Below are 13,355 nucleotides of genomic sequence, written 5' to 3'. Positions count from 1 at the left end.
CCTCGGCGTACGGGCGGCGTTTCGGAACGGTCAGGGGGGAAGTCCTTCACGTATGAGATTCCTTGTGCGGGACCGGCTCCTCGGCATCGGCGACGACTACTGGATCGAGGACCAGCACGGCAACAAGGTGTTCCTGGTCGACGGCAAGGCGATGCGGCTGCGGGACACCTTCGAGCTGAAGGACACGCAGGGGCGGGTCCTGATCGACATCCATCAGAAGATGTTCGCCCTGCGCGACACGATGGTCATCGAGCGCGACGGCGAAGTGCTGGCCAAGATCAGGCGCAAACGCCTTTCCCTGCTGCGCAACCACTACCGCGTCGCCCTGGCGGACGGCACGGAACTCGACGTCAGCGGCAAGATCCTCGACCGCGAGTTCGCCATCGAGTACGACGAGGAGCTGCTGGCGCAGATCTCCCGCCGCTGGCTGACCCTCCGCGAGACCTACGGCGTGGACATCGTGCGCGAGGACGCGGATCCGACCCTGCTGATCGCGGTGGCCGTCTGTGTGATCCACCTGGCGGACAAGGAGCGGGAGGAGGACTGAGCCGCCCCACGGAACCCGCGGGGCCCCACGGCCCGGGCGCTGCACACCGGCCGGGCGCCGCAACCGGTCGGGCGCCGCACACCGGCCGGGCCCCGGGATTCCCGGACCGCCCGGTCCCTCGGGCCGCCGGGGCGCCGGGCCACCGGGCCGCCCGGGCCGCCCGGGCCGCTACCTGGTGACCGCGAACGCCAGCAGGATCGCCGCTGTCAGCTCCGGGTCGCCCTCGGCCTTGATGCGGTCCGCCACCAGGTCCGCGGTGACGCGGCCGCAGGCCAGGCGGACATAGGTCTCCCAGTCCAGCGTGAGCGACACCGCCGGGCCCAGCGAGGGCGTGCCGTCGACCGAGCCGCGCCCCTCCGCGTCGATCCGGACCGTGCGCAGGAACTCCACGGGTCCGTGGACGTCGAGGACGACCGCCGAACCGGCCGGTGCCCCGGCTCCCTCCGCCACCACGGCGGGCAGCGCGGCCAGCAGCTCGTCCCGGGCGATGAGCGCACCCGGCGAGTCCAGGTTCCCCGGCTGCCCCAGCGCCGCCCGGAGGTCCTGCTCGTGCACCCAGAGGTCGAACGCCCGGTAGCGCATGGCCTCCTCAAGGGTCTGCTCGCTGCCGAACGGTCCCCGCACCGTGGTGCCCGGGTCCCGCGACTCGTTCCGCAGCTGGCGGTTGCGGCGGATGACCGTGTACTCCAGCTCGGAGGTCATCTCCGGCGCCGTATGGTGGCGGCGCACATCGACCTGCATCTCCGTGTAGCGCTGATGCTCGTTCGTCACATGGAACAGGTCGCGCGGGAGGGTGTGGATCGGCCGGGGGTCGCCGAGCATCTCGCAGTCCATGCCGATGACATGGGAGACCACGTCCCGCACCGACCAGCCGGGGCAGGGTGTCCGCCGGTTCCACTCGCCTTCCACGAGTGACCCCACCAGCCCGGATATCGCTTCGATGGAGTGGGTCCAGGCGTCGGCGTAGGGCTGGAGGGTGGGATGCAGACTCACGGAACGGGACCCCTCGGGCGGTCGGTGCACGGGCGGTTGAACAGCTGTGTCGACGGGAGGCGACTGACGGCGGGTGTCGTGGAACGTTAAGTTACGCTGCTGAGAGGCACCCCGGCAGTGCTTTCGTGTGACGATCGTAGGCCTGAAGAGCAGGATCGAATGCCAGGACGGTGGTAGTGTGCGCGCCTCCCTGATTCAGATGCGGGTGGACAAGGACGAATCGGTAGCGGCACGTCGCCGACGGGCCGCCTCCCTGGTACGGGACCAAGCCGGAGCGGATCTCGTGGTGCTGCCGGAGCTGTGGAGCACCGGCGCCTTCGCTTACGAGGACTTCGGGACCGAGGCCGAACCGCTCGACGGGCCCACCCATGAGGCGATGGCGAAAGCCGCGGGCGACGCGGGCGTCTGGCTGCACGCGGGCTCGATCCCCGAGCGCGATCCCGAGGGCCCCCTCTACAACACGTCTCTCATCTTCTCCCCTTCCGGTGAACTGGCCGCCGTCTACCGCAAAATCCACCGCTTCGGCTTCGACGAGGGCGAGGCCGTGCTGATGGGCGCGGGCAGCGAGCTGGTGACGGTGCGTCTGCCGGAGACCACCATCGGGCTGGCCACCTGCTACGACCTCCGCTTCCCCGAGCTGTTCCGCTCGCTCGTGGCCGCGGGGGCCGAGACGCTGGTGGTCCCGGCGGGCTGGCCGGAGCGCCGCCGGTCCCACTGGACGCTGCTGGCCCAGGCGCGGGCGGTCGAGAACCAGGCGTACGTCCTTGCCTGTGGAACGGCCGGGACGCACGCGGGAGTTCCACAGGCGGGTCACTCGATCGTGGTGGATCCGTGGGGCGAGGTCCTCGCGGAGGCCGGTCCCGACGAGGAGATCCTGACGGTGGAGTTCGACGCGGGGAGGGTCGCGGCCACCCGGGAGCAGTTCCCGGCCCTGAAGGACCGTGTTCTGGGCCTGGACCGCCCCCGGCGCTGACCGGCGCTACGCCGGTACGTGGACCGTTTCCACCCGGCTGGCGACCAGCCGCTCCTGCTCCCTGCGGGCCGCCTGGCCGCGCAGCCGCAGGATCTGGCTGAGCCCAAGGGCCTGGAGGACGAACACGGCGGAGAACGCCACCCGGTAGTCGTCACCGGTCGCGTCCAGCAGCACGCCGATCGCCAGCAGGGTCGTCATGGAGGCGATGAAACCGCCCATGTTGGTGATGCCGGAGGCGGTGCCCTGACGCTCCGGCGGATTCGCCGGGCGCGCGAAGTCGAAGCCGAGCATCGAGGCGGGTCCGCAGGCCCCGAGCACCGTGCACAGCACGGCCAGCAGCCACATCGGGGCGTGCGGGCCCGGGCAGAAGAGCACGGCCGCCCACAGCGCCGCCGTCGCCCCGACCGTGCCGAGCGCCAGCGGCAGCCGCGCGGAGTGGTGCCGGGCCACGATCTGGCCGTAGACCAGTCCGACGACCATGTTGGACAGCACCACGAGGGTGAGCAGTTCCCCGGCCGTCGCCCGTGACAGGCCCTGGGCCTGGACCAGGAACGGCAGGCCCCACAGCAGCAGGAACACCATCGCCGGGAACTGGGTGGTGAAGTGCACCCACATGCCGAGGCGGGTGCCGGGCTCCCGCCAGGACGCGGCGATCTGCCGCCGCACATAGGCCGACCCGTGGTGCGGGAACGGCTCCGGCTCGTGCCCCTCCGGGTGGTCCTTCAGGAAGAGGAGCAGCAGCACCAGGACCACGACCCCGGCGAGCGCGCTGCCGCCGAACGCGGCCGTCCAGCCGATCCCGTGCAGCAGCCGGGCCAGCACCAGGGTGGAGACCAGGTTGCCCGCCATGCCCACCAGACCGGCGAGCTGGGCGACCAGCGGCCCCCGGCGGGCCGGGAACCAGCGGGTGCCCAGGCGCAGCACACTGATGAAGGTCAGGGCGTCGCCGCAGCCGAGCAGCGCACGCGAGGCGAGCGCCGTGCCGTAGGTGGGGGAGAACGCGAAGCCGACCTGTCCGGCGGTGAAGAGCACCACCCCCATGGCCAGCACCTTCTTGGTGCCGAGCCGGTCCACCAGCAGGCCGACGGGTATCTGCATGCCCGCGTACACCAGGAGCTGGAGTATCGAGAAGGTGGACAGGGCGGACGCGTTCACATGGAAGCGGTCCGCGGCGTCCAGCCCGGCCACGCCCAGGGAGGTGCGGAAGATGACGGCGACGAAGTAGACCGAGACGCCTATCGCCCAGACCGCGACGGCCCGGCGGCCGCCCGGCGGGTCCCCGGGCAGCGAGACCGGGCGGGAGTGGGGGGTGCGGGAGTTCATCGGACCTCACCCCGCGCCAGGTGGGAGAACCAGCTGACATGGCGGTGGACGACCTCCACGGCCGCCTCGGTGTCGCCGGAGCGCAGGGCCTGGAGGATCTCCTCGTGCTCGGTGAGCGTCTTGGCGATCCGGTCGGGGTGCGAGTGCATCACCGCGACTCCCATCCGCAGTTGGCGGTCGCGGAGCTGGTCGTAGAGTCGGGAGAGGATCTCGTTGCCGCCGCTGCGCACGATCTCGGCGTGGAAGGTGCGGTCGGTGACCGCCGCCCCGGCCAGGTCTCCTGCGGCGGCCTGCTCCTTCTGACGGGCGAGCAGTTCCTCCAGCCTGCGGATCAGGGCGGGCGGGGCGGGCACGGCCTTGCGGGCCGCGTGTTCCTCGACGAGCTGGCGGGTCTCCACCACGTCCGCGATCTCCTGCGCAGAGACGGGCAGCACCAGGGCCCCCTTCTTCGGGTAGAGCCGGATCAGCCCCTCGACCTCCAGCCGGAGCAGCGCCTCGCGCACCGGTGTCCGCGAGACCCCCACCGCTTCGGCCAGCTCTCCCTCGGTGAGCAGGGTGCCGCCCTCGTAACGCCGTTCCAGGACACCGCGTTTGACGTGGGTGTAGACCCGGTCGGCGGCGGGCGGCTGTTTGGCGGACGAGGTCTCGGGAACGGGGGCGGCGGGAGGCGCGGCAGGCATGCGCACATCATAGATACAACACGTACGCAAGCCGGTGGAACGTCCACCATGCGGACCTGGCACACTTCTTTTCTCAACCGTCCCGGCAACTGCACATCTTCTTGTGCTAGTTACGAGTCTCATGAGAAGGCGGTCGTGTCATCGGACCGTCCTTCAGGGGCATGTGGATGCATTCAGTGCATCAGAGACGCAATCGGAGCGTTCAACTTGATTACCGGCATTAAGGGCGCGCGAGTCCGCAGGGCGGCCGCAGCAGTGTTCACCACCGGCGCCGTGCTCTCCGCCGCCGCCCTCACCGCGGCACCCGCACAGGCCGTCACACAGCCCACGATCACCGCCAAGGGCGGCTTCGTGATGAACAACGGCACCGGCAAGAGCCTGTACACCAAGGCCGCCGACACCAAGCTGTCCACCGGCTCCACCACCAAGATCATGACCGCCAAGGTCGTGCTGTCCCAGTCCAATCTGAACCTGGACTCCAAGGTCACGGTCCAGAAGGCCTACAGCGACTACGTCGTCAAGAACAACGCCTCCCAGGCCCATCTGATCGTCGGCGACCAGGTCACCGTCCGTCAGCTGCTGTACGGGCTGATGCTGCCCTCCGGCTGTGACGCGGCCTACGCGCTGGCGGACAAGTTCGGCTCCGGCTCGACGCGCGACGCACGCGTGAAGTCGTTCATCGGCAAGATGAACACCACCGCCCGGAGCCTCGGCCTGACCAACACGCACTTCGACTCGTTCGACGGCATCGGCAACGGCAACAACTACTCGACGCCGCGCGACCTGACGAAGCTCGCGAGCAACGCCATGAAGAACAGCACCTTCCGCTCGGTCGTCAACACCAGGTCGACGCAGCAGAAGGCGACCACCAAGAGCAAGGGCTACCGCTACTACAACTGGTCGAACACCAACCCGCTGCTCGGCACCTACAGCGGCGCCATCGGTGTGAAGACCGGCTCGGGCCCGGAGGCCAAGTACTGCCTGGTCTTCGCCGCGACCCGGGGCGGCAAGACCGTCATCGGCACGGTCCTGGCGTCGTCCACGATCGACAACCGCACCGCCGACGCGAAGAAGCTGCTGGACTACGGCTTCGCCGTCTGACCGGCCCGCACAGCATCAGAAGGGGCCGGCCGCTCTGTGCGGCCGGCCCCTTCTGTGTGCGCTCTCCGGGCGCTCTCCGGGCGCTACGCCCAGGTGATCAGCCGCTTGGGCTGCTCCAGGATCGCCGCGACATCCGCGAGGACCTTGGAGCCCAGCTCGCCGTCGACCAGGCGGTGGTCGAAGCTCAGCGCCAGGGTGGTGACCTGGCGGGGCTTGACCTTGCCCTTGTGGACCCAGGGCTGGAGCTTGATCGCGCCGACCGCGAGGATCGCGGACTCGCCCGGGTTGAGGATCGGCGTACCGGTGTCGACGCCGAAGACGCCGACGTTGGTGATGGTGACCGTGCCGCCCTGCATCGCGGCGGGCGCCGTACGGCCCTCACGGGCCGTGGACACCAGCTCGCCCAGCGCCTCCGCCAGCTGCGGAAGGGTCTTCTCGTGCGCGTCCTTGATGTTCGGCACGATCAGACCGCGCGGGGTGGCCGCCGCGATCCCCAGGTTCACATAGTGCTTGCGGACGATCTCCTGGCTGGCCTCGTCCCAGGCGGCGCTGATGTCCGGGTTCCGCCTGATCGCGACCAGCAGGGCCTTGGCGATGAGCAGCAGCGGGTTGACCCGCAGACCCTGCATCTCCTTGTCCTGCTTCAGCTCCTCGACCAGCTTCATCGTGCGCGTCACATCGACCGTGACGAACTCGGTGACATGCGGTGCGGTGAAGGCGGAGCCGACCATCGCCTGCGCGGTGGCCTTGCGGACGCCCTTGACCGGGACACGGGTCTCCCGCGCCGCCGCGGACACCGGGGCGGCCGGGGACTCCGCCGCGGGCGCCGGGACCGACGGGGCCGGGGCCGCCGCGGGGGCCGCCGCCGCGTGCACGTCCTCCCGGGTGATGATCCCGTCCGGGCCGGACGGGACGACCGAGGTCAGGTCGACACCCAGGTCCTTGGCGAGCTTGCGCACCGGGGGCTTCGCCAGCGGGCGGCTCTTCGCACCGTGCCCGTTCAGCTCGCCCTGGAGGGCCGTGACCGCCTGGACGGCCTCCTCGCCCACCACCACGGTGGTCTTGCGGGGGCGGCGCCTGGTGGAGGACTCCGCGACGCCGTACCCGACCAGGACCGGCTGGCGGCCCGCCGGCTTCGGCTCCTGGGGTGCCGCGGCGGGCTCCGCCTGCGGCTCCGCGGCAGGCGGAGCCGCAGGCGCCCCGGCGGGCGCGCCGCCCGCCACGTCGACCGCGATGATCGCGGTGCCGACGTCCACCGTGGTGCCCTCGGGGAAACGCAGCTCCCTGACCACCCCGTCGTACGGGATCGGCAGCTCCACCGCCGCCTTGGCGGTCTCCACCTCGCACACGACCTGCCCGTCGGTGACCGTGTCCCCGGGCTGGACGTACCACTTGAGGATCTCGGCCTCCGTGAGGCCTTCGCCCACGTCGGGCATCTTGAACTCGCGCACGGACGCGTCAGTCATCGTCGTCACGGCCCTCTCCTCAGTACGCCAGGACACGGTCGACGGCATCCAGGACCCGGTCCAGGCCCGGCAGGTACTCCTCCTCCAGCCGCGCCGGAGGGTACGGGGCGTGATAGCCGCCGACCCGCAGCACGGGCGCCTCCAGGTGGTAGAAGCAGCGCTCCGTGATCCGGGCGGCGATCTCCGCTCCCGAGCCGAAGAACACCGGTGCCTCGTGCACCACCACCAGGCGGCGGGTCTTCTCCACCGACGCCTGCACCGCGTCGAAGTCCAGCGGGGAGACCGAACGCAGGTCCAGGACCTCCAGGGACCGGCCCTCCTCCTGGGCGGCCGCGGCGGCCTCCTGGCACACCTTCACCATCGGACCGTAGGCGGCCAGCGTGACATCCGTGCCCTCACGCACCACCCGCGCCTTGTGCAGGGGATACGGAATGGCCTCGGCGTCCACCTCGGACTTGTCCCAGTAGCGCCGCTTCGGCTCGAAGAAGATCACCGGGTCGTCGCTCTGGATCGCCTGCTGCATCATCCAGTACGCGTCCGACGCGTTCGACGGGGACACCACCTTCAGCCCCGCCACATGCGCGAACAGCGCCTCCGGGGACTCGGAGTGGTGCTCCACCGCGCCGATGCCGCCGCCGTAGGGGATACGGATGACGACCGGCAGCTTCACCGTGCCCAGGGACCGGGCGTGCATCTTCGCCAGCTGGGTCACGATCTGGTCGTAGGCGGGGAAGACGAAACCGTCGAACTGGATCTCCACCACCGGCCGGTACCCGCGCAGCGCCAGGCCGATCGCCGTGCCCACGATGCCCGACTCGGCCAGCGGGGTGTCGATGACCCGCTCCTCGCCGAAGTCCTTCTGGAGGCCGTCGGTGACCCGGAACACGCCACCGAGCTTGCCGACGTCCTCGCCCATCACCAGGACCTTGGGGTCCGACTCCAGGGCCTTGCGCAGCGACTCGTTGATCGCCTTGGCGAGAGCCATCTTCTCCGCCACGTCACTTGCCCCCTTCAACGTCCGCGAACGACGCCTGGTAGGCGGCGAACCGGGCCCGCTCCTCGTCGACGAGCGCATGCCCGTCCGCGTACACGTTCTCGAAGATGGCGAAGTGGTCCGGGTCCGGCATCGCACGGACCGCCTCACGCACCCGCCTACCCAACGCCTCGCTCTCCGCTTCGAGTTCCGCGAAGAATCCCTCGTCCGCGTGGTGTGCGGCGAGGAGATGGGCGCGCAGCCGGATGATCGGGTCCTTCGCCTCCCAGGCGGCCCGCTCGTCGTCGTGGCGGTAGCGGGTGGGGTCGTCGGAGGTGGTGTGCGCGCCCATCCGGTACGTGAACGCCTCCACCAGGGTCGGGCCCTCGCCGTTGCGCGCCCGCTCCAGCGCCCACTTGGTGACCGCGAGACAGGCCAGGACGTCATTGCCGTCCACCCGCACGCCCGGGAAGCCGAAGCCTTGCGCCCGCTGGTAGAGCGGGACGCGCATCTGCTTCTCGGTCGGCTCGGAGATCGCCCACTGGTTGTTCTGGCAGAAGAACACCACCGGCGCGTTGTAGACCGCCGCGAAGGTGAAGGACTCCGCGACGTCGCCCTGGCTGGAGGCACCGTCGCCGAAGTACGCGATCACCGCCGAGTCCGCGCCGTCCTTGGCGACGCCCATGGCGTAGCCCGTGGCGTGCAGGGTCTGCGAGCCGATGACGATCGTGTAGAGGTGGAAGTTGTTGCTGGCGGGGTCCCAGCCGCCGTTGTTCACACCGCGGAACATGCCGAGGAGATTGGCCGGGTCGACCCCGCGGCACCAGGCGACACCGTGCTCGCGGTAGGTCGGGAAGACGTAGTCCTCGTCGTTCAGGGCACGTCCCGAACCGATCTGGGCGGCCTCCTGGCCGAGCAGCGAGGCCCACAGGCCCAGCTCGCCCTGGCGCTGAAGGGAGGTGGCCTCCGCGTCGAAGCGTCGGGTCAGCACCATGTCCCGGTAGAGACCTCGCAGCTCGTCGGGCGTGATGTCCTCGACGTACCGGTCGTACTCGGGATGCGCGACGCGCTCGCCCTCCGGCGTCAGCAGCTGGATGAGATCGGCGTCGGCGCCCTTCTTGGGCGTGGTGCGGGTGGTGCGTTTGGTGCCGGTGGTGCCGGCCTTGCTACCGGCGCTGCGTCGCGGCCTGCGCGCGGCAGTGCTCTCCACGGTCACGTGTGCTCCTCCGTCGGTCCGGCCCCCGGGTTCGCCGGGTGCCTGGGGGTCCCCTCGGCCCACTGGGGGCCGGTGAGAGCGGCTCGCCTGCAGCGCACGGACGCACGGGGTGGGTGCGACGCGTTCGAGACAGACGTGACAGGTGCCCCGGCGGCAGCCCTGCAAAGGGCACGTTACCCAGTGCGCGACATTTCTGTGAAACCCCTCCTGACCTGGGATTTTGCTTGGATATCCAAGTAAATCGAGTAAGTCGGGCACAGATGCTGGTCACAGCGTTGCAGGGGACCGGAACAACGGCACGTTATCCCGCTCACCTGGAGCACGGGAAGATGTCTTTTCGGGGTGATCCCGGTGTGGCGCCCTCGACCTGCGCGCGACCCGGACCGCCCCGGGCGCGCCACCTGGGCAAACGGAAGCGCGCGTGGAGCCCGTCTCCGGGTCCCACGCGCGCCTGTGGCCGTTTCCGGGGCGGCCCGCCCCCTGCTGCTGCGCTCCGTGCGGCTCAGGGCACCTGGGGGATGCCCGCGCCCGTGGTGTTCCCGCCGTCCGGCGCGGTCGGCCCCGAGGTGTCGCCGCCGTCGTCCGTGGGGGTGTCCGTCGGGTTGTCCGTGGGCGTCGTGTCGGAGGGCTCGTCGCTCGGCTGGTCCGGCGACGTGGAGGGCTGCGGCGGCGGCTGCTCGCTGTAGCTCTGCGACGGCGTGTCCGAGGGCGTCCAGTCCTGGCCGCTGCCCGTCTCCGAGCCGTCACCCGTGGAGGAGTCGGTGGCCTCGTCGCTCGGCGTCTCGGGGGACTGCTTGTCGTCCTGGGACTTCGACGGGGGCGGGGACTGCGTGGTGCCCGGGTCGGCACTGCCGCCGCCCGTGTTGTTCATCGCCAGCGCGACACCGCCGGCGATGGCGATCACCGCGAGCACCGCGAGGATCCACAGCTTGCCGCGGCCGCTGCCCCGGTTGCCGTGCCCCTCGAAGCCGCCGTCGTCCCCGCCGCCGTAGCCGGAGGGCAGGATGGGCTGCGGGATCTGCGTGGTGCCGGACTCGCCGGGGTGCGGCATCGCCGTCGTACCGGCGAAGCCGCCCGCGGGCGTGTGCCGGCCCTCGTGCGCCTGGACCGGGCCGGTGTTCCAGGTGCCGGTGTGGCCGCCCTGGTCGTACAGCATCTGGAGCGCGTACTGGATCAGGCCGCGCATCTCCTCCGCGGTCTGGAACCGGTCGTCCGGGTCCTTCGCCAGGGACCGCATGACCAGGCCGTCCAGCTCCGGCGGGGCCGCGGCCTCCGAGATCCGGGACGGGGGCACCGGGATGTCCTGGACGTGCTGGTACACCACGGACAGCGGGGTCTCGCCGACGAACGGCGGCCGCAGCGACAGCAGCTCGTACAGCAGGCAGCCCGTCGCGTACAGGTCCGAGCGGTGGTCGACGGCCTTGCCGAGCGCCTGCTCCGGGGAGAGGTACTGCGGCGTGCCCATGACCATGCCGGTCTGCGTCATCGTGGTGGACGCCCCGTGCAGGGCGCGGGCGATGCCGAAGTCCATCACCTTCACGGCGCCGTTGTGGGTGATGATGACGTTCGCGGGCTTGATGTCGCGGTGCACGATGCCGTGCTGGTGCGAGTAGGCGAGGGCCTCCAGCACGCCCGAGACGATGATCAGGGCCTGCTCGGGTCCGGGTGCTTCCGCGTTGAGCAGCAGGTCGCGGATCGTCCGGCCCTCGACCAGCTCCATCACGATGTACGGCACCGCCTGGCCGGCCACCTGGTCCTCGCCGGAGTCGTACACGGCGACGATCGCGTGGTGGTTGAGGCCGGCCACCGACTGGGCCTCGCGGGTGAAGCGGGCCTTGGAGACCGGGTCCTCGGCGAGGTCCGAGCGCAGCAGCTTGACCGCGACGGTCCGCCCGAGGCGCACGTCCTCGGCCGCGAACACCTCGGCCATGCCGCCCCGGCCGAGTCTGTGGGTCAGCCGGTACCGGCCGTCCCCGACGAGCCCCCCGTTGCCCCAGTTCTCCGGCGCGTCCGACATCCCGCCGCCAGTCGCCTCGGGGTCGGACGGGCCCTGGGCGCGCTGCGTCTGTGCCATCAGTCCTCGCCGTCGTTTCTGCCCGCGGTCTGCGCGGTCGTTGTCACGGTCTCCGACGGGCCACGCTACAGGCTCCACGCCAGGCGCCGGTCCGGGATTCGTCCGAGACGGACCGGCCATCAAACCTCGCGTCCCGTCCCGAGTGCAAATTCCGTGCAGAGGCCGTTCGACCCCCGTAACGCTTCCGCGAAGCTTCTTGCGCGTACGGTCACGAACGGGCGGGAGCAGGGCATCTTCGCACCCCGCGGCAGAGTTGGCCGGAAGGTGTCAGTCGATCGCGGAGCAAACGGTTCCAGATCACCGGCGGCCCGACGGGGATCATGAACAGCGAGGCGCGGGGGCCCTGTTGCCACCGGGGCGAACGGCCCGGGTGGAGGGGGCACCCCTGGCAGCCCGTCCGCCGCGCACGGTGTTCGCGCTACCACACACCGTGCCGTTCCAGCAGATCATGATCAGGACACTTCACAGCGCGTCGAGTCGCGAACGGGCCGTCCGGGGGCGGGTGAACCGCGCGGGCGCTCCGTGGCGAAACTCACGTGTGCCCACGAGCGTACGTGAGCGCCCGCGTGCGCTCGCCTGGGCGCGCATACGCGGAGGGGCCGCACCGGGAACCTGATCAAGGCCGCCGCGTCCGCGCGTACGCGGAAGGGCCCGGCACCGTGGTGGTGCCGGGCCCGGGGGGGGTCGCAGTCGTGCGGGTCAGAGGTACGGGCCGCCCGTGCGGCCGCCCGCATGGTGGTCCTCTTCGCCGTCCGGGGAGCCGACACCCGGCGGGAGGGCGCGGCGCATCTGCTCCAACTGGGCGCGCGCCGCCATCTGCTGGGCGAACAGCGTGGTCTGGATCCCGTGGAAGAGGCCCTCCAGCCAGCCCACCAACTGCGCCTGCGCGATGCGCAGTTCCGCGTCGCTCGGGATCGCCTCGTCCGTGAAGGGCAGGGAGAGCCGCTCCAGCTCCTCGACCAGTTCGGGAGCGAGACCGTCCTCCAGCTCCTTCACCGAGCTGGCGTGGATCTCCTTCAGGCGCTGGCGGCTCGCCTCGTCCAGCGGGGCGACGCGCACCTCCTCCAGCAACTGCTTGATCATGCTGCCGATGCGCATGACCTTCGCGGGCTGCTCCACCTGGTCCGTCACCGGGATCTCCCGGGAGCCATCGTCTCCGGTGCCGCCGAGCGCCATTCCGTCCTGGCCCACGACCAGGATTCTCGGGGCGTTCTCCGACGAGCTTTCGTTCCTCGGCATCTCCATGCCGCCATTCTCTCGTACCCGTACTCGACATCAGCCATGTGCCCTCGGTAAGCGATGATCCACCCTCTGTCCGCGCCCCGACCGCACCCCGACCGGGCCGCGGGCTTGCCTCTGTCGGGGCTCGATCGGGGCTGGGGCTCGGTCGGGGCTCGATCGGGGCTGGGCGGAGCCTCAGCCGGTTCCGCTCGGGTGTTCCGTGTCCGGTGCCCCGGGCAGGCGTTGCAGTCTGGCCTCGCAGTGTTCGAGCCAGAGCAGCCGGGCCTCGGCGGTCAGCACCATCCGGTCCAGGACCAGCAGCCGGGCCACCTCGTCCCGGTGGGAGGGGAGTTCGGCGAGGGCCTCACCGCGCCTGCGGGCGAACTCCCGCAGGGACTCCCTGAGCTGTCGGCGCTGGGTCTCGACCACGGCCCGTACGTCGACACCGGGCGCGCCCACGGCCATCACCAGCTTGACCGTCAGCTCGTCGGGGGCCGGGTCCCCGCCCTCCACCGGGCGGGCGTACCAGTCGCGCAGTTCGGCACGGCCCGCCGCGGTGAGCGCATAGCGCGCCCGCGGCTCCGTCTCCCGCCTCTCCCGCACCACGAGCCCGTCCCCCTCCAGGGCCGCCAGGGTGGCACGCAGCCGGGCGGGTTCCGGGGCCCACGGCTCTCCGGTCCGCGCCGCGAACTCCGCACGCAGCCGGGCCCCGCTCCGGGGACCGTGCTCCAGCAGCGCCAGCAGACCGTGGCGTATCGACATGCCGTATCTGTAGCCCGCGGGAGGGG

Annotated in this window: 12 protein-coding genes; 3 read left to right on the top strand and 9 right to left on the bottom strand. The window is 71.0% G+C overall.

What is annotated here, in order from left to right:
• The first annotated feature begins 52 nt into the window (after positions 1–52).
• Positions 53–547: an LURP-one-related/scramblase family protein gene (locus ACIHAA_RS22705; protein WP_399819943.1), complete on the top strand. Its 495-nt coding sequence runs from the start codon at positions 53–55 to the stop codon at positions 545–547.
• A gap of 168 nt (positions 548–715) precedes the next feature.
• Here ACIHAA_RS22705 and ACIHAA_RS22700 read toward each other — a convergent pair whose 3' ends face one another.
• The gene (locus ACIHAA_RS22700) at positions 716–1,540 is read right to left on the bottom strand and encodes a maleylpyruvate isomerase family mycothiol-dependent enzyme (protein WP_399819941.1); all 825 of its coding nucleotides are present in this window, start codon (positions 1,538–1,540) and stop codon (positions 716–718) included.
• A 178-nt stretch (positions 1,541–1,718) separates the two neighbouring features.
• On the opposite strand from ACIHAA_RS22700, the gene ACIHAA_RS22695 reads away from it, so the two are divergent.
• Positions 1,719–2,513 carry a carbon-nitrogen family hydrolase gene (locus tag ACIHAA_RS22695; protein WP_399819939.1) on the top strand — a complete coding sequence of 265 codons (795 nt, stop codon included), beginning with the start codon at positions 1,719–1,721 and terminating at the stop codon, positions 2,511–2,513.
• 6 nt (positions 2,514–2,519) lie between these two features.
• Here ACIHAA_RS22695 and ACIHAA_RS22690 read toward each other — a convergent pair whose 3' ends face one another.
• Positions 2,520–3,836 carry a nitrate/nitrite transporter gene (locus tag ACIHAA_RS22690; protein ID WP_399819937.1) on the bottom strand — a complete coding sequence of 439 codons (1,317 nt, stop codon included), beginning with the start codon at positions 3,834–3,836 and terminating at the stop codon, positions 2,520–2,522.
• Positions 3,833–4,516 carry a GntR family transcriptional regulator gene (locus tag ACIHAA_RS22685; RefSeq protein ID WP_399819935.1) on the bottom strand — a complete coding sequence of 228 codons (684 nt, stop codon included), beginning with the start codon at positions 4,514–4,516 and terminating at the stop codon, positions 3,833–3,835. The genes ACIHAA_RS22690 and ACIHAA_RS22685 overlap by 4 nt, the downstream gene beginning before the upstream one ends.
• Before the next feature lie 207 nt (positions 4,517–4,723).
• On the opposite strand from ACIHAA_RS22685, the gene ACIHAA_RS22680 reads away from it, so the two are divergent.
• On the top strand, positions 4,724–5,617 hold the full coding sequence (locus tag ACIHAA_RS22680; RefSeq protein WP_399819933.1) for a D-alanyl-D-alanine carboxypeptidase family protein: 894 nt from the start codon (positions 4,724–4,726) through the stop codon (positions 5,615–5,617).
• Between the two features lie 83 nt (positions 5,618–5,700).
• Here ACIHAA_RS22680 and ACIHAA_RS22675 read toward each other — a convergent pair whose 3' ends face one another.
• The 6 genes from ACIHAA_RS22675 to ACIHAA_RS22650 form a co-directional block, all read right to left on the bottom strand.
• Positions 5,701–7,092, bottom strand: a complete 1,392-nt coding sequence (locus ACIHAA_RS22675; protein ID WP_399819931.1) for a dihydrolipoamide acetyltransferase family protein — start codon at positions 7,090–7,092, stop codon at positions 5,701–5,703.
• Positions 7,093–7,102: 10 nt separating this feature from the next.
• A complete protein-coding gene (locus tag ACIHAA_RS22670; RefSeq protein ID WP_399819929.1) occupies positions 7,103–8,080 on the bottom strand; it encodes an alpha-ketoacid dehydrogenase subunit beta in 978 nt (325 codons plus the stop codon).
• 1 nt (position 8,081) lies between these two features.
• Complete coding sequence (pdhA, locus tag ACIHAA_RS22665) at positions 8,082–9,272, bottom strand: pyruvate dehydrogenase (acetyl-transferring) E1 component subunit alpha (RefSeq protein WP_399819927.1); 1,191 nt, start codon at positions 9,270–9,272, stop codon at positions 8,082–8,084.
• A gap of 502 nt (positions 9,273–9,774) precedes the next feature.
• Positions 9,775–11,346, bottom strand: a complete 1,572-nt coding sequence (locus ACIHAA_RS22660; protein ID WP_399819925.1) for a protein kinase — start codon at positions 11,344–11,346, stop codon at positions 9,775–9,777.
• A 699-nt stretch (positions 11,347–12,045) separates the two neighbouring features.
• Positions 12,046–12,591 carry a bacterial proteasome activator family protein gene (locus tag ACIHAA_RS22655; RefSeq protein WP_399819923.1) on the bottom strand — a complete coding sequence of 182 codons (546 nt, stop codon included), beginning with the start codon at positions 12,589–12,591 and terminating at the stop codon, positions 12,046–12,048.
• Positions 12,592–12,762: 171 nt separating this feature from the next.
• Entirely contained in the window at positions 12,763–13,329 is a 567-nt protein-coding gene (locus ACIHAA_RS22650; protein WP_399819921.1) for a PadR family transcriptional regulator, read from the bottom strand.
• Between the last annotated feature and the right edge of the window lie 26 nt (positions 13,330–13,355).

This window comes from Streptomyces sp. NPDC052040 (assembly GCF_044548405.1).
Lineage (GTDB): Bacteria > Actinomycetota > Actinomycetes > Streptomycetales > Streptomycetaceae > Streptomyces.
This window is presented reverse-complemented; position numbering and strand designations above follow the sequence as displayed.

Coding starts and splice junctions, on each gene's coding strand:
- ACIHAA_RS22705 (WP_399819943.1), top strand. CDS start 53: ATGAGATTCCTTGTGCGGGACCGGCTCCTCGGCATCGGCGACGACTAC.
- ACIHAA_RS22690 (WP_399819937.1), bottom strand. CDS start 3,836: ATGAACTCCCGCACCCCCCACTCCCGCCCGGTCTCGCTGCCCGGGGAC.
- ACIHAA_RS22685 (WP_399819935.1), bottom strand. CDS start 4,516: ATGCCTGCCGCGCCTCCCGCCGCCCCCGTTCCCGAGACCTCGTCCGCC.
- ACIHAA_RS22660 (WP_399819925.1), bottom strand. CDS start 11,346: ATGGCACAGACGCAGCGCGCCCAGGGCCCGTCCGACCCCGAGGCGACT.
- ACIHAA_RS22655 (WP_399819923.1), bottom strand. CDS start 12,591: ATGGAGATGCCGAGGAACGAAAGCTCGTCGGAGAACGCCCCGAGAATC.
- ACIHAA_RS22650 (WP_399819921.1), bottom strand. CDS start 13,329: ATGTCGATACGCCACGGTCTGCTGGCGCTGCTGGAGCACGGTCCCCGG.